15 protein-coding genes are annotated in these 17125 nt (G+C 70.4%); 11 read left to right on the forward strand and 4 right to left on the reverse strand.

The window, feature by feature from the left end:
* Positions 1-102 precede the first annotated feature (102 nt).
* The gene (locus tag RS85_RS10395; RefSeq protein WP_046013383.1) at positions 103-933 is read right to left on the reverse strand and encodes an alpha/beta fold hydrolase; all 831 of its coding nucleotides are present in this window, start codon (positions 931-933) and stop codon (positions 103-105) included.
* Between the two features lie 74 nt (positions 934-1007).
* On the opposite strand from RS85_RS10395, the gene RS85_RS10400 reads away from it, so the two are divergent.
* Together RS85_RS10400 and arfB are read left to right on the forward strand one after the other, a co-directional pair.
* Positions 1008-3665 (forward strand): AfsR/SARP family transcriptional regulator, encoded by a 2658-nt coding sequence (locus RS85_RS10400; protein ID WP_046013384.1) that lies wholly within the window; start codon positions 1008-1010, stop codon positions 3663-3665.
* Positions 3666-3732: 67 nt separating this feature from the next.
* Entirely contained in the window at positions 3733-4173 is a 441-nt protein-coding gene (arfB, locus tag RS85_RS10405) for an alternative ribosome rescue aminoacyl-tRNA hydrolase ArfB (protein WP_046013385.1), read from the forward strand.
* 16 nt (positions 4174-4189) lie between these two features.
* Here arfB and RS85_RS10410 read toward each other — a convergent pair whose 3' ends face one another.
* Together RS85_RS10410 and RS85_RS10415 are read right to left on the reverse strand one after the other, a co-directional pair.
* Complete coding sequence (locus tag RS85_RS10410) at positions 4190-6268, reverse strand: bifunctional lysylphosphatidylglycerol flippase/synthetase MprF (RefSeq protein ID WP_046013386.1); 2079 nt, start codon at positions 6266-6268, stop codon at positions 4190-4192.
* Positions 6269-6272: 4 nt separating this feature from the next.
* Positions 6273-7025, reverse strand: a complete 753-nt coding sequence (locus tag RS85_RS10415; protein ID WP_052703526.1) for a hypothetical protein — start codon at positions 7023-7025, stop codon at positions 6273-6275.
* A 53-nt stretch (positions 7026-7078) separates the two neighbouring features.
* Here RS85_RS10415 and RS85_RS10420 point away from each other — a divergent pair, with 53 nt between their 5' ends.
* The 3 genes from RS85_RS10420 to RS85_RS10430 are packed head-to-tail and all read left to right on the forward strand — an operon-like array spanning position 7079 to position 9952.
* Positions 7079-7429 carry a PLD nuclease N-terminal domain-containing protein gene (locus tag RS85_RS10420; protein WP_046013387.1) on the forward strand — a complete coding sequence of 117 codons (351 nt, stop codon included), beginning with the start codon at positions 7079-7081 and terminating at the stop codon, positions 7427-7429.
* Positions 7426-9093, forward strand: coding sequence for a 2-succinyl-5-enolpyruvyl-6-hydroxy-3-cyclohexene-1-carboxylic-acid synthase (menD, locus tag RS85_RS10425; protein WP_046013388.1), 1668 nt, complete (start codon positions 7426-7428; stop codon positions 9091-9093). The genes RS85_RS10420 and menD overlap by 4 nt, the downstream gene beginning before the upstream one ends.
* Positions 9094-9109: 16 nt before the next feature.
* Complete coding sequence (locus tag RS85_RS10430) at positions 9110-9952, forward strand: polyphosphate kinase 2 family protein (RefSeq protein ID WP_046013389.1); 843 nt, start codon at positions 9110-9112, stop codon at positions 9950-9952.
* 82 nt (positions 9953-10034) lie between these two features.
* Here RS85_RS10430 and RS85_RS10435 read toward each other — a convergent pair whose 3' ends face one another.
* Positions 10035-11288 carry an isochorismate synthase gene (locus tag RS85_RS10435; RefSeq protein WP_046013390.1) on the reverse strand — a complete coding sequence of 418 codons (1254 nt, stop codon included), beginning with the start codon at positions 11286-11288 and terminating at the stop codon, positions 10035-10037.
* Between the two features lie 201 nt (positions 11289-11489).
* Here RS85_RS10435 and RS85_RS20015 point away from each other — a divergent pair, with 201 nt between their 5' ends.
* The 6 genes from RS85_RS20015 to RS85_RS10465 all read left to right on the forward strand — a co-directional run bounded on the left by RS85_RS20015 (position 11490) and on the right by RS85_RS10465 (position 17120).
* The gene (locus RS85_RS20015) at positions 11490-11717 is read left to right on the forward strand and encodes a hypothetical protein (RefSeq protein ID WP_235282409.1); all 228 of its coding nucleotides are present in this window, start codon (positions 11490-11492) and stop codon (positions 11715-11717) included.
* A complete protein-coding gene (locus RS85_RS10445) occupies positions 11714-12433 on the forward strand; it encodes a class I SAM-dependent methyltransferase (protein WP_046013391.1) in 720 nt (239 codons plus the stop codon). Before RS85_RS20015 ends, RS85_RS10445 begins: the two co-directional genes overlap by 4 nt.
* A gap of 47 nt (positions 12434-12480) precedes the next feature.
* On the forward strand, positions 12481-13542 hold the full coding sequence (locus RS85_RS10450; protein WP_046013392.1) for a polyprenyl synthetase family protein: 1062 nt from the start codon (positions 12481-12483) through the stop codon (positions 13540-13542).
* A 60-nt stretch (positions 13543-13602) separates the two neighbouring features.
* Positions 13603-14976 (forward strand): FAD-dependent oxidoreductase, encoded by a 1374-nt coding sequence (locus RS85_RS10455; RefSeq protein WP_046013393.1) that lies wholly within the window; start codon positions 13603-13605, stop codon positions 14974-14976.
* 64 nt (positions 14977-15040) lie between these two features.
* The gene (locus tag RS85_RS10460; RefSeq protein ID WP_046013394.1) at positions 15041-16078 is read left to right on the forward strand and encodes a hypothetical protein; all 1038 of its coding nucleotides are present in this window, start codon (positions 15041-15043) and stop codon (positions 16076-16078) included.
* 37 nt (positions 16079-16115) lie between these two features.
* Positions 16116-17120 (forward strand): alpha/beta hydrolase, encoded by a 1005-nt coding sequence (locus tag RS85_RS10465; protein ID WP_046013395.1) that lies wholly within the window; start codon positions 16116-16118, stop codon positions 17118-17120.
* Positions 17121-17125 lie beyond the last annotated feature (5 nt).

Raw genomic sequence — 17125 nt, forward strand, 5'->3', positions numbered from 1 at the left:
ACCTAGGCGGGCAGTATTCCGGTCTCCAGCGACTTCCCCCTTGTTCACCGAGCCTTCAGATCCGGCGCCCTCGCGTTCACCTGGCGTCCACGGGCGCCCAGGTCACCGCGCGTCGAGCCGTGCCCAGAACGCCACGATCTCGGCCGCCAGCTCCGCCGGACGCTCCACCGGCAGCAGCGTCCGAGCCCCCGCGATGACCCGGGTCTGTGCATCCGGGATCAGCGCAGCCGCCGCTTCCATCACCTCGGGCGACCATTCGCCGCGGTCGTCCCCGGCCACCAACAGCGTGGGAGCCTGGATCCGCGGCAACCGGTGCGTGGCGTCCGCTCGGTTGACGATGAACGACGTCACGGTCGCGGCGACGCTCCGCCGTGGCACCCGGGTGAGCGCGGTGTCGATCACGTCGGTCATCGCCCGGTCCTTCGCATGCGCAGGAATCAGCTGCGCATCGTGGATCACGTGCCGCAGGTGCGCGATCGGACCGAAGTGCGCGAGCACCTGGTTGGCGATGATGAGCTTGATCCGGAACACGGGATCGATCGGCTCCACGGGTGAGCTGATCGCGATCAACGAGCGGATGCTGCGCGGGAAGAGCGCGGACACGGCCATCCCCACATGGCCTCCCCAGGCCGTGCCCACCCAGTCGACGCGCCCGTCGCCCCCCAGCTGCTCGATGATCTCCGCCCCCACCTCCGCGCATTCCTCGATCGAGCTCACCCGCGTCAGGTGCGCGCTCGCGCCGTAGCCCGGCCCGTCGAGGATGACGAGCGTGCGGTGGGCGGCGAGTTCGCGGACGACGGATCCCCAGGAGTTGCCATCCACGAACATGCCGTGCCACAGCAGGGCGTACGGTCCCCGGCCCACGATCGTCGCGGCGATCTCGCCGAGGGAGGTGCGGAATCGGGTCTGAGGCGGTGCATCGGTGTGTTCCATGTGTCCAGACTGGCGGCGTCCGATCCAGGTCGACGTTGTCTTCTTCCCTTGCAACGATCGTGCAATGATGCAGCATGGCCCCCGTGCATCTGCAGCTGCTCGACGACGTCGCCGTCACGGCGGACGGGGTACGCACCGCCCTCGGCGGACCTCGACAGCGTGCCCTCGTCGCGCGGCTCGCGCTCGATCGTGGACGGACGATTCCCCTCGACCGCCTGATCGACGATCTGTGGGACGGCGGCGCGCCGGAGATCCGGACGACGTTGCGGGCATACATGTCGCGGCTGCGGGCGACCGCGCTCGGCCCCTGGCTGAGCGGAGGCCGCTCGGGCTACCGCCTCGCCGACGGCCCTGGTCTCTCGGTGGACCTCTGGTCGCTGGAGGATGCCGTCGCCCGCGGCGCCGCCGATGACGACGTCGCCGTGCCGCACGTGCTCGCGAACTGGCACGACGCACCGCTGGGAGGCATCGGCGCGCCTCCGTTCGTCGCGGATGCGCGAGTACGCATCACCCGCGCCGTGCATACCGCTCGCTTGCAGGCCGCTCGAGCCGCGCTCGAGGCAGGACGCATCGACAGCGCTCTGCTGCTGCTGCATCCGCTGCGTGCGGCTCACCCCGACGATGAAGATCTGCTGGCTCTCGTGCGGGTGGCCGAGACGCGGGCCGCCGTCGGTGACCGGGCATTCCACAGCCTCGCGGTGCGCGATGCGAGCGGGGAGGGGGCTACCGCCGTCCGCCCTGCGGCTGCACCGAGCCACCGGATGCCGGCGTCGCCGATGACCCGCCGGACCGGCATCCCTGGACCGATCGCCGGGATCGTGGGCCGCAGCGAAGAGCGCGCGGCGATCACCGCGGCGCTCGACGTGTCCCGTCTCGTCACCCTCACCGGGCCCGCCGGCGTCGGCAAGACAAGGCTGGCCGTCGACTGGCTCGGGACCAGTGCCGTCGCGGGCGAGGAGCACATCTGGTTCGTCGGGCTCAGCGCCGCGGCCGGTGGCGAGGTGGGGGAGAGGATCGCATCCGTCGTGGGTGCACCGGCTGCCTCCGCTCCGGGTATCGCGGCGCACCTCGCGGACCGCCGTGGCATCCTCGTGCTCGATGGAGCCGACGCCGCGCTCGCGGAGGTGGGCGCGATCGCGACCGCCGTGCTGTCGAACGCCCGCGGACTCGCGGTGCTGTGCACCGCCCGTCGCACACTCGGCGTGCCGGGAGAGAGCGTTCTCCGCATCGATCCGCTGCCGCTCGCGGATGCGCGGGCACTCCTCGCGGCGAGGCTCCCGGGCGATCCGCTGGAGCCCGATGCGACGGATCGGCTCATCGAGCAGCTCGGCAGGCTGCCGCTCGCCATCGAGCTCGCGGCCGCGCGCGCAGCGGTCATGCCCCTGGACGAGGTCGCCGGCTCGATGCTCCGCGACCTCCATCGGCCCGCGGAGGCGGAGTCTCCGCTGGCCGCGGCCCTCCGGTCGTCTCTGGAGATGCTCGCCCCCGACCAGCGCGACACCCTGCGCGCGGTGGCGGGCTTCACGGGTCCGTTCACGCGGGACGCCGTTGCGGCCGTCTGCGGCGAGCGGGACCGAGACAGCGATCTCGATCACCTCGTCGCCTCCTCTCTGCTCGCCGCGGAAGACAGCGCTGCCGGTCCAGCCTTCCGCGTCTCGGAGCTCATCCGCCGAGCGGCCCTGCGCGGCGCGACTCCCGATAGGGAGTGGTCGCGACGGCATCGTGAATGGTTCGCGGCACAGTCGACTCGGGCGTCGGTCGAGCTGACGGCGCAGGGCTCGGCCGCGCGCATCGCTCGGGTCCGCTCCGAATGGCCCGACCTCGTCGCGGCGTTCGACTCCGCCGTGCGCGCGGAGGACCGGGCGACGGCGGTGGCGATCGCCGGCGGGCTCCTCTGGTTCGCCGTCCGATCGGGGCGTCAGCAGGAGCTCCTCGCCCTGACGCGCAGGTCGAGCGAGATTCCCGGAAGAGCGGATGCCGCCGCCGAGGCGCAGCTCTGCCTCGCGAGAGGTTTCCTCGCCTATCAACTCGGCAGCATGCCGGAGGCCGCCGCCTGGATCTCTTCCGCACGCGAGCCCGCGGAGCGGTCCGACGATCCGGGGCTCCGCGGGCTCAGTCGGGCGTTCGCGGCGTATCTGCTCACGCTCGCTCCGCGGGCGGCGGCAGACCCCGGCAGGGAGCTGGCCGCGGCGCTGAGCGACCTCGATCGGATGCCGGATGCCGCCGCCGCGATGGTCATGCTGATCGGAGGGCAGGTGCACCGAGGGTCGCGCCACACGAAGGAGGCGATCGCCCTGCTCGACCGCGCAGAGACGCTCGCCTCGCGCTGCGGACACGACTGGGTCGCGCTCATGGCACCGGTCGTGGCGGCGAAGGTCCACCTCGATCTGCGACAGGGGGCGCCGGCGATCGCGGCGCTCGTGCCCGTCGTGCGGCGCAGCGCGGACGAGGGTGATCCGGTGTCGCTGCTGATCGCCGCCTCCGTCGCCGCCGGTGCGGCTGCGGCTCTCGGAGACGACACGACGGGCGCGCGCATCATCGGCGCGGTCGATGCGATCGGACGTCGCTACGGGTTCGACCCGCGGGCGAACGAACCCGCCGACTTCGAGCTCTACCTGCACCGCGTCCGCGAGGGACTCACCCCGGCGGAGTGGCGCAGCGCCTATGCGCACAGTCTCCAGTGCGAGGTCGAGGAGCTCGTGGATCTCACCTGCTCGCTCAGCCCGCGCTGACGCAGGGGGAGTGCCCGAACGTGCCGTGCGACTGGCCCGCCGCCCGCCCGCGGAGGATGATGGAGGCATGGCCGCCCCTCCCCGCCCCGGACTCCGGGTCACTGCGGGCGTGACGATCCCCGAGTCCGAGCTGTCCTGGCGGTTCTCCCGATCGTCCGGCCCCGGCGGCCAGGGCGTGAACACCGCGGACTCCCGCGTCGAGCTCAGCTGGGATGCCGCGCGATCCGCTGTGCTGTCACCCGTGCAGCGCGAACGGGTGCTCGAGCGGCTCAGCGCCCGTCTGGTCGACGGTGTCCTGACGATCGCGGCATCCGAGCAGCGCGCGCAGCTGCGCAATCGCGAGGCGGCGCGTGCCCGGCTCGCCGCTCTGGTCGCCGATGCCCTGCGCCCACCAGCACCGACGCGGCGACCGACGAAGCCCAGCCGCGGCTCGAAGGAGCGTCGGCTGAAGGCGAAGCAGCGCCGCACCGACGTCAAACAGCTGCGGCAGCGGCCCCGCGACACCTGACCCCGGCCTGGCGCCGTCAGTCCTTCTCGTTACCGCGCACCAGCTCCAGCCCTGCACCGGCGAACTGTCGGATCTTCGCGTCCGGCAGGAACGCCCGTGTGAGCGCTCCGCCGATACGGGTGAGGTCGCTCTCGTCGCGGAACAGCAGATACATGGTCTCGTAGCGCGGGTGGAACTTCTGCTTGAACCGGTGCAGCGACCCGAAGCCGTAGACCGGCTCGAGCGCCTCGGCGAGCTTGTCGCTCAGGGCCGCGATCATGCCGGCATCCGGCGGATAGTCGTGTGCGAGCGGAGCGCCCGAGAGCGACATGATCTCGGCCCCCTCCTCGGAGAAAAGCTTGGCAGATGACCCGATGAGGAATTCCATGACCGGGCCGAACCCGCCATCCCGGCGGCGCATGAGGTCGAGCGTCCAGCCGCGCACGATTCCGCCCTCGCCGTAGACCGGCAGCCAGGAGAGGAATCCGTCGACGTCGCCGTTCGGGGCGAGCGCCAGCGCGAGACGGACCTCGGGGTCCTCCGCCTCGTCGAGCGTGCCGAGGGTGAAGCGCATCTCGGGCACATCCTTCTCGCCGACCCACGCCTCAGAGATGGCACGCAGCTGCTGCTGCACACCCCACGACTCGGCCTTGAGCTGCGTCATGCGGAACGTCATCTCCTCGCGGCCCGCCCTGTTGAGCGAGGAGCGCACCGAGTTCCAGCGCTTGCCGGTGAACTCGAGACCCGTGAGGTCGACGATCGTGTCATCCGCGACGACGATGCTCCGCCAGGTCGAGGGCACGGCAGCGAGCGTCGCGGCATCCGCGCTGAAGAAACACGGCACGAGCCCCGCCTGCTCCGCAGCGCCGATGAATCCCCTCACGGCATCCGCTCGCTCCTCCGCCGGACCGATCGGATCCGCGAGTGCCAGGGCGACCCCGTTGCGCCGCTGGTACGCGACCACTCCTCCGGGCACCCGGGCGTAGCTGTTGCCCTCCCAGGTCGACATCCACGACAGCGTCCCGCCGCCGTGAGTGCGCAGCTCCCTCTTGACGTCGTCGATGCTCGGAGCAGGCTGGATGCCGAGGGTCGATTTCCGCTTCGCCCGGAAGGCTCGACGCACCCACACCAGGTACACGAGCATGATCACCCACAGGAACCCGTTCGCGAGGGCGAGCTCGGTCTCGCCGTCCCAGCGGAAATCGAGCTGGGCCTGGCTGAACACCGTGATGAGCGTGAGCACGAGTGCGGCGAGAAGAACGTTGAAGATGCCGAGGAGGAGCGCGAGCACCCACGCGAAGCGACGCCCGCGGCGCAGACCGTTCACGAGGACGAGGATCACGACGAGGTCGATCGCCAGGTCGATGAACCCACCCGAGACGGGCTCGGTCGGTCCGAACGGCCCGTCGGTCGCGACGAGGGTCGTGATGATCTCGACGGCGCCGAGCACGAGGATCGCGACCACCGCGATGAGCCGCTGTTCGCGCACGGTCGTGTGCCGCACGCGCAGCGACCGGTCGACGACCAGGATCAGCAGCACGGCGAGCAGATGCTCGAGGTCGGCCACCTTGCCCCAGAACAGCATCGAGATGAACACGAAGCCGAGCAGGATCAGCCACCCGCGCACGCGCCAGGGCGGCCGGAAGAGTCCGACGGCTGCGGCGATGCACGCCATCGTGCCTCCGGATGCGCCGACGTCGAGTGCCTGCGCCTGCGTCGCAGCCCACGCCCAGGGGAACTGCGAGAGCACGAGCAGCACCAGCGCGGTGGCGAGGATCGCGAAGAGCTGACCGACCCAGTAGTAGGCGAGGGCGACCCTCGATCCGCGCCGGAACTCCAGGTATCCCATGCCCCAGAAGCTGGAGATCGTGAAGATGTACACCCACGGCTCGTTCACGAAGAACGTGCCGGTCAGCGGGGTCCACCACTTGCCGTCGGCGAGGTTCGGGAGCCCGTAGGCCACGGTCCGGAACAGCGCGGTGTCCTCGAACGGCACCCAGAGGCCCTGCCACACCACCCCCACGATCAGGATCAACAGCACCATCGTCAGGGTGGCCGGCATCCGGCGCACGACGGAGAGCACGGGGTTCGGCGTACGCGGGGGAGCCTCGCTCATGCGCTCAGCGTAGCGAGGGCGGCGCGCTCCCGGGGGTCGTGCGCCGGGGAACGTAGTGCTTCCATGCCGAACGGAACCCCACACCGCCGAAGGTCATGAAGCCGGCGGCGTAGACCAGGCCGGCAGCGATGCCGATTCCCACCGCCCATCCGAACTCTCCGCCGCCGGCGACGATCGCCGAGCCGACGAGCAGCCCGGCGACACACGCGTTGACCACGATCAGCAGCATCACCGAGCTGCCCAGCAGGATGCTGACGCTCCGCCGTCGCAGGAACGAGTAGGTCAGTTTCATGCCCGCCTGATCGTCGTAGGTCGAGGCGAGGAACACGTCCTCGACGCTCGGATCGAGGTCGACGTACGCGCCGCGGAGCCGGTTCATCGCGACGACGTACATCATGTCCTCCTCCGACACATTCATCACCCGGAACTGCGTCATGAACCCGATCAGCCAGAGGAAGGCGAGGATTGCCAGCGACGCGCCTCCGAACCAGCCGGCGAAACCCGATGCCTGACCGAGGAGCCCGATGGTCACGAGTCCGGCCGAGACCAGAGTGAGGAAGATCGTGATGCGGGTCAGAACCTCGCTCTGCGCGGTGCTGCGTGCTGCGAGCAGTCCCCAGTGCTCGGTCGCCAGGATCTGCGCGCGCCGACCGAGCGCCGCATCCGACTCCCTCGTCGGGACGACGCTCTCCTCCGCGGATGCCGAAATCCGCTCGCCTTCCGGCGGGGGGTCCTCCGGCGCTGAGCGCGCGCTCATACCGACATCATCCACCCGAATCCGCGTGCCCGCCACGCGCCTACACTGGAGGGGTGGCAAGACTACTGATCGTCGGCGGTTTCCTGGCCGCCGTGTTCTGGGTGTTCAGCATCGTCGACTGCGCTGTGCAGCCGGCGACGCGGCACCGTGGTGTGCCCAAGGCCGCCTGGATCGCGATCGTCGCACTCATCCCCGTCATCGGCGGCATCCTCTGGTTCACGATCGGCCGCCGCCGGGCGAAGGACCAGAACGTCCCTCGTGTCGTCGCTCCCGACGACGACCCCGCGTTCCTGCAGAGCATCAGCAAGACCGAGCAGGATGCCCGCATCAAGCGGCTCGAAGAGGAGCTCGCGCGCCTGGACGAGGAGACCGACGAGCCTCCTGCCGCGGACCCCCGCCCGTGACCTCATCGCCGGCCACGGATGCCGCGGCATCCCTGATCGCCGAGCTCGTCGCACACGGCGTGCGCGACATCGTGCTCTCGCCCGGCTCCCGCTCGCAGGCGCTCGCGCTCGCCGCGGTGCACGCCGCGAGTGACGGGGCGCTGCGGGTGCATGTGCGCATCGACGAGCGCGTCGCAGGTTTCACCGCTCTCGGCATCGCACGCGAGTCGGGCGTTCCCGCCGCGGTTGTCTGCACCTCTGGCACGGCCGTCGCGAATCTGCTGCCCGCGACGATGGAGGCTTTCCACTCCGGAGTCCCGCTGCTGCTCCTCACCGCCGACCGTCCGCCCGAGCTGCGCGGCGTCGGAGCAAACCAGGCGACCCTCCAGGAGAGGTTCTTCGACCGCTGGGTGCGGGAGCAGATCGACGCGCCCGTCCCCGGCGAGGGGGAGTGGACCGGTCTGGCCGCGCGCGCGGTCGGCGCCGCCATGGGAACGACGGATGCCGCAGCCGGGCTCCCGGGCGTCGCAGGCCCCGTCCATCTCAACCTGCCGTCACGCGAGCCGCTCTCAGGGCGGTCGCCCGGCATCGCGATCGTTCCCGGCGATGCGCCGGGTCCGGCGGCCGTCGAGCCGCACGTGCTCGAGCGCGGACCTCGCACCGTGGTCGTCGCGGGTGCGGATGCCGGACCTCTCGCGGAGGAGATCGCGCACGAGGGCGGCTGGCCGCTGATCGCGGAGATCGTCAGCGGCGCACGCTTCGGGCGCCAGATCGTGCACGGCTACCGCGCTCTCCTCCGTCGGGACGAACTCGGCGGTCGCATCGAGCGGGTCGTCGTGCTCGGGCACCCCACACTGAGCCGCGAGGTCGCCGGCCTCCTCTCGCGCGACGGCGTCGAGGTGATCGCGGTCCGCCACGGTGGCGAGGAGCTGAACCTCAACGGGCGCACTCGTGCGGTCGGCGCCGTGTCCGTCGAGGCGGGCCCGAGCGACCGGGAGTGGCTGGGTGCCTGGCTCGCGGCCTCCGCCACCGAGGTCGTCGACCTCACCGAGCGCGCGCCCGACCCCGAGGCGCTCGCCTCGACCGACTTCTCGGCCCGGCGCGAAGCGGTCAAGGCCGAACTCGATGCCGTGCGCCGCCCGCTCGACCGAGAACTCCTCGTCGACGCGGTGTGGCGGGCGACCTGGCCGCACGATCGGCTGGTGTTCGGATCGTCTCGCCTGGTGCGCGTCGCCGATGCGGTGCTCGGCGGCAAGAAGGTGCCGGTGCACGCCAACCGCGGCCTGGCCGGCATCGACGGCACCATCGGCACCGCGATGGGCGTCGCGATCGCCAGTCAGGCCGGCGGCGCCCCCGGCATCACCCGACTGCTGCTCGGCGATCTCGCGTTCCTCCATGACGTCGGTGCGATGCTGCTGCCACCCGACGAGACGGAGCCCCGCGTGCAGATCATCGTCGGCAACGACGGCGGCGGCACGATCTTCGACGCGCTCGAGGTGGCGGCATCCGCGCCTCCGGCCGATCTCGACCGCGCCTTCTACACGCCGCACACCGTGATTCTCGAGCATCTCGCCCTGGCCTACGGCTGGGAGTATCTGAAGGTCACGACCCGCGCCGGTCTCGACCAAGCGCTCACCTCGCCCCGAGGCGGACGTCAGATCATCGAGGTCCCGCTGGCGCGATGACTGGCAGTATGTGCGTATGAACGCGCACAGCTGGACCACGACGCTGCGGGTCTCCGACGGTTTCCGCCTCGCCGACGTCGACCCGGAGAGCAAGCCCGGCTACGACAAGGGCAAGGCGCGCGGCACCGAGGATCTGGCCGCCGGACTCGAGAAGCTGAACGAGCTGCAGGAGCGGCTGTTCGCCGAGAGCCGCGTCGGCGTCACGAAGGACTCCGTGCTCCTCGTGCTCCAGGCGATGGACTCCGCGGGCAAGGGAGGGATCGTGCGGCACGTGGTCGGCGGCGTCGATCCGCAGGGCGTTCTGCTCACGGCCTTCAAGGCTCCGACGGACGAGGAGCGCGAGCACGACTTCCTGTGGCGCATCGAGAGGCGCCTGCCGGAGCCCGGATTCATCGGGGTCTTCGATCGTTCCCACTACGAGGACGTCCTGATCGGACGCGTGCGCGAACTCGCGGACCCCTCCGAGATCGAGCGCCGCTACGAGGCGATCAACGCGTTCGAGGCGAAGGTGGCGGCATCCGGCACGCGGATCGTGAAGGTCATGCTCCACATCTCGCCCGACGAGCAGAAGTCCCGCCTCATGGAGCGCCTCGAGCGCCCGGACAAGCACTGGAAGTACAACCCGGGCGATGTGGACGAGCGGATGCGGTGGCCCGAGTACATGGAGGCCTATCAGACCGTCTTCGAGCGCACCTCGACCGAGGTCGCGCCGTGGTACGTCGTGCCGGCGAACTCGAAGTGGTTCGCGCGGCTGGCCGTGCAGGAGCTGCTGCTCGCCGCGCTCGAGGACATCGATCCGCAGTGGCCCGCCGCAGACTTCGACATCGAGGCCGAGAAGAAGCGCCTCGCCGCGAGCTGACCGCGTTCCCGGCGTTTCGACTCGCTTCGCTCGCTCGACGACCGGTCGTTGAGCGAGGAGCGCAGCGACGAGACGAAACGCGTCAGGCCAGCGCGTCGACCAGCGGGCGGAACTTCACCCGGGTCTCCAGCAACTCCGACTCCGGGTCGGACCCCGCGACGATGCCGGCACCCGCGTACGCCGTGACGCGGATGTCGTCGTCCGCGGCAGTGAACTGCGCGCAACGCAGCGCGATCGCCCATTCGCCGTTGCCCGCGCCATCGACCCAGCCGACGGGACCGGCGTAGCGCCCACGATCGAACGGCTCGAGATCACGGATCGCCTCGATGGCGGCCCGCGTCGGCGTGCCGGCCACCGCGGCGGTGGGATGCAGCACCCGCACGAGATCGAGCGCGGTCTCTCCGTCGTCCAGCTCGCCCTCGACGTCGGTCGCGAGGTGGAAGAGGTTCGGCAGCTTCAGCAGGAAGGGCTGCTCGCTGGCGGCCAGTGCGCGCGTGTGCGGGCGAAGCGAGGCGAGCACGCTCTGCACGGCGTACTGGTGCTCGTCGAGGTCCTTCGTGCTGGAGGCGAGATGGGCGGATGCCGCGGTGTCGGCATCCGCGTCTGCCCCTCGCCCGATCGTGCCCGCGAGCACCCGTGCCGTGACCGTGCCGTTCCGGACGGTGACGAGCGTCTCGGGGCTCGCGCCGATCAACCCGTCGACCGCGAATGCCCAGGTGTCGGGGTAGCCGGTCGAGAGCGCGCGGACGAGTCGGCGCAGGTCGGAACCGGCGGGGATGCTGCCGGTGAGGTCTCTGGCGAGCACGACCTTGCTCAGCTCGCCGTCGGCGATGCGGGTCAATGCGGCGCGCACCGAGTCCTGGTAGCCCTGCGGGCTCTGCGCCCCCGGCCCGACGGTGCCCGCCCAGTGCGGTCCGTAGGGCTGCGTCTCGAGCGCGCCGCCGATCTCGGCATGCACCGCGATGCGGATGCGCGTGCGCCAGAATCGGTCGCCGTGCCGGCCGATCACCTGCGTCGGCACGATCAGCACACTGTCGGCGGTCGACCGCTCGTCGAAGGTGAAGGCGCCGAACGCGATGAGCCCGGTCCCGGGGAGCCCGACCGCGTCATCGATCTCGGCCTCTGCGGCCATGCCGCGCCAGAAGGTGGCGAGGGCGGCGCTCCGCGATTCGTCGGACGTCGCAGGAGGACGGATCTCCGTCAGGGGCTCGCCGACCGAGACGACTCCGTCGCCGCGGCGCAGCCAGGCGAGCGGGCGAGCAGGATCGGCGTAGGCCAGGAGATCCTCGACCGGGTCGATCTCGCGGGTCTCCACGACCAGGTGTGTGGTGTGCACGTGTCCAGCCTATGCCGCGCGGAGAGGGAGGAATCCCGTCGTCGTAGGGTGGGCGCATGAGCGATGCACGTCCCGCGATCGGCGCCGAGATGATCTTCCAGTGGCGCAAATGGGACGGCTCGACCCACTGGCGCCACGAGTGCGTCTACCTCGGTGCCGACGAGTGGGGGGACTGGATCGGGCAGTCGGTGGGGTGGCGCAGTGCGCGTCGCCGGGGAGCGCGGCACGTGGGTGGACGACCGCGACGAATGGGCCGAGCACAGCGTGCGGTACGGATACCCCGCCGAGATCATGACGCGCCTCGAAGCGCTCGCGCTCGACCTCGAGGAGCGTGTCCGCGCGCAGGCCGCGCCGTTCGATGATGCCACGCCGGGTCTCTGGCTCGACCGCCTCGACACACTGCACCTCGCGCCTAGACTGAACCCGTGACCTCGAACGAGAAGAACCGCGCCGATCTCGGCAAGGACCCGTCCCGCGTCAGCGGCATGTTCGACCAGGTCGCCGCGGGCTACGACCGCACGAACACGGCGATGACCTTCGGCAACGATGCGCTCTGGCGCGCCGCCACCACCCGGACCGTCGCGCCGAAGCCGGGGGAGCGCATCCTCGACCTCGGAGCGGGCACCGCGTCGTCTTCGGCATCCCTCGCGCGGAGCGGCGCCGAGGTGGTCGCCGCCGACTTCTCGCCGGGCATGCTGGCCGAGGGACAGCGTCGGCACGGCGCGATGCGCAACCTCTCGTTCGTCCAGGCCGACGCCACCGACCTTCCCTTCGCGGATGCCGAGTTCGACGCGGTCACGATGTCGTACGCCCTCCGCAACGTGAGCGATCCGAAGAGGGCGCTCCGCGAGCTCTACCGGGTGACCAAGCCCGGCGGACGGCTCGTGATCAACGAGTTCTCCACGCCTCCGGCCAAGCTGTTCCGAGGTGCCTACCGGTTCTACAACGACCAGGTGCTGCCGCGGGTCGCCCGTGTGGCCGGCACCAACGCCGACGCCTACGACTACCTCAACGAGTCGATCCGCGAATGGCCGAACCAGAAGAAGCTCTCCGCCTGGATCCGCGAGGCCGGCTGGACCGACGTCGCCTACCGCAACCTCTCCTTCGGCATCGTGGCCCTGCACAGAGCGCGCAAGCCCGCGTGACCGTCACGGGCGCAATCCGCCGCACGCGACGAAGGTAGGCTGGGACCGTGACTTCGAGCCCCATCGCCCCGGGTTCGCGACTGGCGAGCCGTCTCGGCTTCAGCGATCGCGTCTTCATCGGCCCCGCCGCCCGACGTGTCGCCCGCGCCATCGAAGACGGGCTGGAGCGCGTCGAGACCGGACTCGCCGAAGACGTCCGCGTGGCCGACCCGCTGGCCGATGCGGCCAGCCGCTACCTCTACGAGGCCGGTGGCAAGCGCATCCGCCCCGTGCTGACGCTGCTCGCCGCCCAGCTCGGCGACGGCAACACCGAGGAGGTCATCGACGTCGCCAAGGCGCTCGAGATCACACACCTCGGCTCGCTCTACCATGACGACGTCATGGACGGCGCCGATCGTCGGCGCGGCGTCCCGGCAGCGCACGCGGTCTGGGGCAACAGCATCGCGATCCTCACCGGCGACATCCTGTTCTCCCGGGCCAGCCAGCTCATGTCGCGGCTGGGGGAGCGAGCCATCCGCCTGCAGGCCGACACCTTCGAGCGTCTCGTCCTCGGGCAGATGCACGAGACCATCGGCGCTCAGCCCGACGACGATCCGATCGCGTTCTACATCCAGGTGCTCGCCGACAAGACCGGCTCCCTGATCGCCGCCGCGACGCAGGGCGGCGTGATCTTCTCGAATGCTCCGAGCGAGTACGAAGAGCCCATGCGCGCCTACGGCGAGAAGATCGGAGTGGCGTTCCAGCTGCTCGATGACGTGATCGACCTCTCCGCGAAGCCGGAGGACACCGGGAAGGTGCCGGGGACCGATCTGCGTGCGGGCGTCCCCACGATGCCGTACCTGCTGCTGAAGGCCGAGGCCGACGAGGCATCCGTCGCGCTCGCCGCACGCATCGACGAGGGAGTGGCGCGGATCGCCGACGGTGCGGACCCTGCGATCCTCGACCGGCCGCTCGACGAATTGCGCGACCATGCCGTGACCCAGAAGACCCTCGAACTCGCCCAGACCTGGACGCAGGATGCGATCGACGCGCTCGCACCACTCCCGCGTGGCACGGTGCGCGAGTCGTTGACCCGATTCGCTGAGACCCTCGCCGATCGCTCGAGCTGAACCGTTCCTCCGACCCGTCGGGTCGGCGGACGGATGCGACGGCACACGAAAGGACCTCCCATGACCAAGCTCAGACTGGCCATCGTCGGTGCAGGCCCCGCGGGCATCTACGCCGCTGACATCCTGCTGAAGGCCGAGCGCAAGTTCGACGTCTCCATCGATCTGTTCGAACAGCTCCCCGCGCCCTACGGCCTCGTCCGCTACGGGGTCGCCCCCGACCACCCGCGCATCAAGGGCATCATCGGCGCCCTCCGCGACGTGCTGGACCGTGGCGACATCCGCCTGTTCGGCAACGTCCGGTTCGGCGAGGACATCACTCTCGACGATCTCAAGCACCACTACAACGCCGTGATCTTCGCGACCGGTGCCATCCGCGACACATCCATGGACATCCCGGGCGTCGACGCCGTCGCCTCGTACGGCGCCGCCGACTACGTGAGCTGGTTCGACGGCCACCCCGACGTGCCGCGGGAGTGGCCGCTGGATGCCGAGTCCGTCGCCGTGATCGGCAACGGCAACGTCGCACTCGACGTCGCGCGCATGCTGGCCAAGCACGCCGAGGATCTGCTCGTCACCGAGGTGCCGGAGAACGTCTACGAGGGCCTCAAGGCCAGCGCGGTCACCGATGTGCACGTCTTCGGTCGGCGCGGACCGGCGCAGGTGAAGTTCACCCCGCTCGAACTCCGCGAACTCGGCGAACTGCGCGATGTCGACATGGTCGTGTACGACGAGGACTTCGACTACGACGACGCCTCGAAGGAGGCCGTCGCCAGCAACAAGCAGGTCATGGTCATCGACCGCGTCCTGCAGTCGTGGCGCAAGCGCGACTCGGTGAACAACGCCGGAGGCTCCGCGTCACGGCGGCTGCACCTGCATTTCTGGGCGCGCCCGGTCGAGGTCCGTGAAGACGAGAACGGCCGCGTCGCCGCGCTCGTCTACGAGCGCACCCAGCCCGACGGCGAGGGTGGCGCCGTCGGCACCGGCGAGATGCGCGAGGTGCCGATCCAGGCCCTCTACCGGGCGATCGGGTACTTCGGTTCGCCGCTGCCCGGCGTCCCCTTCGACAAGAAGCACGGCGTGATCCCCAACCGCGAAGGTCAGGTGCTCGCGAAGGACTCCAACCAGCGGGTCCCCGGCATCTACGCGACCGGGTGGATCAAGCGCGGTCCCGTGGGACTGATCGGACACACGAAGTCCGACGCGATGGAGACCGTGCGGCACATCATCAACGACCAGGGGTCGTGGTGGCAGCCGGTGGACCCGTCGGAGGAATCGATCGTCGCACTTCTCCGCGAGCGCGGAGTGCAGTGGACCGACGTCGAGGGCTGGCACCGCCTCGACGAGCACGAGATCGGCCTGGGCGCGCCGCACGAGCGTGCCCGCGTGAAGGTCGTGCCCCGTGACGAGATGGTGCGGGTCTCGCGCGGCGAATAGCTCCGTCACCGGATCGTTGCGAGCCGCTCCGCGCGCGACGGAAGCCGCCTCCTAGGCTGGTCGCATGCGACGGCGATCCTCCCTCATCCTCTGCGCGGTGGCGCTTCTTCTCGTGTCGGGCTGTGCGCCGACGCCGGAACCGGAGCCTCCCGCCTCGGCCACTCCGACGCCTTCCGCGACGCCGACGCCGACCGCGGAGCCGATCGTCGAGCCGACGCCTGCCTTCGACGTGACCTGCGAGGATGTCGGCGCGGAGATGTCGGCCCTCGTCGGTGCGTCGGAGGGCGCCGTGGAGCAGAATCTGTCCCGCGTCTCGATGCCGAACTGGTACCCCGGCCCCGCTCTCCACGCCTTCCCGCGCTCCGGGGGCATCGCCTGCTCCACCGGAGATGACGAGCGCAGCTGGGAGGTCACGATCGTCCCCGGCGCTCAGACCGTCACAGACGGAGCGGCGACCCGCGGCGGTTGGTGGGGCGAGGAGTCCCGCTGCGAGGACAGCGGGATGTGCTTCGTCCAGGTGATCGACGGCGATGTGCTGGTCTCCGGCCTCGTGGTGGACCCCGAGCTGGGGGGCGACGATGCGCCGCGCATCGATGAGGGACTCCGCCGGCTCGCGGCATCCGCGACCGCGACGCTCAGAGAGGTCGAGATCGCTCCGAGTGAGATCGTCGGCGTGGAGTGCGCGCAGTTCCTCACGGCCGTCGAGCTCGGCGAAGACCTCGGCTCCGAGGTCTTCCTCATCGACTCCTTCGGCGGTTGGGGCATCCCATCGGAGGTCTATCAGGTCGTCAACGGGGCGCGTATCTGCCACTACGCCTCCAGCGAGAGCGAGTACGAGTCGCAGGGATACCTGACGATCACCTCGCTTCCGGGCGGCGCCTGGGCGTTCGCCCGGATCGAGGAGGGCGCGGCCGTCGACATCGAGGGGGCGGATGCCGCGCTCACCGGCCTCGATGAGTTCGAGCGACCGGTGATCGACCTTCGCATCGGCGCGGACTGGGTCCGCCTCACGACGTACGAGGGCTCCGGCATCTCGGATCTGGCTCCCGTCGCGGAGCAGATCGTGCAGAACTTCACCGCTGGGCGTCCTGCGCCTCAGTGACCTCCTCGACTAGCCTGACGGGCAGGGGGGAGCGTGCATGGCCGACTGGATCGCAGACGTCCTCGGCGACGAGTTCGAGCAATTGACCCTCGAACTCGCGCCCGACGAACAGGGAGCCGTCGTCGCGACTCTGGTGAGGGCACTGCCCGTCGAGGAGAGCTGGTGGGATCGCGCACGCGGGCACCGGCTTCCGCTCGTCGGCGTCGACGTGCTCTACGTGCACGGCTGGTCCGACTACTTCTTCCAGAAGCGGCTGGCCCGGTTCTGGACGTCCAGAGGCGCGCGGTTCTTCGCGCTGGACCTGCGCAAATACGGTCGGAGCCTTCGCGAGTGGCAGACACCTGGCTACGTGGCGGACCTCGCGACCTATGACGAGGACATCGCCGCCGCGCTCTCCGTCATGGGCCATGCCGAGGACGGCTCCGATGATCGTCGGCTCGTGCTGCTCGGGCACTCCACGGGTGGCTTGACGCTGAGCCTCTGGGCCTCACGGCATCCGACGACCGCGGATGCCGTGGTCCTGAACAGTCCCTGGCTGGAGTTCCAGATCGCCCCGGTGCGGGCGGCTCTCGCGCCGGTCGTCGAGTTGCAGGCTCGGATTCGTCCCCTCGAAGTCGCCCCGCAGATCGATCTCGGCTTCTACACGCGGGCGCAGCACGAGGTCGCCGACCCCGACGACCCGATGGAGGTCAACGCGCTCTGGCGCCCCGCGCAGACGATGGCCGTGTACGCCGGCTGGCTGCACGCGATCCTCTCCGGACACCGGACCGTCGCATCAGGGCTGTCGATCCCCGTGCCGGTCTGCGTGCTGCTCTCCGCGCGGTCCGTGCCGCCGACGCGCTGGTCGGAGGAGCTGACAGCAGCGGACTCTGTGCTCGTGGTCGACGACATCGCCCGCGCCGCACTGCGGCTCGGGCCATCGGTGACGGTGGAGCGCATCGACGGGGCCCTGCACGACGTCTTCCTGTCGCGCCATGATGCCAGGGAAGACGCCTACCGGCGCCTGGACCGCTGGGTCACCGGCTGGCGCGCGACGCACTGAGCCCG

The sequence above is a fragment of the Microbacterium sp. SA39 genome, from assembly GCF_000967865.1.
Taxonomy (GTDB): Bacteria; Actinomycetota; Actinomycetes; order Actinomycetales; family Microbacteriaceae; genus Microbacterium.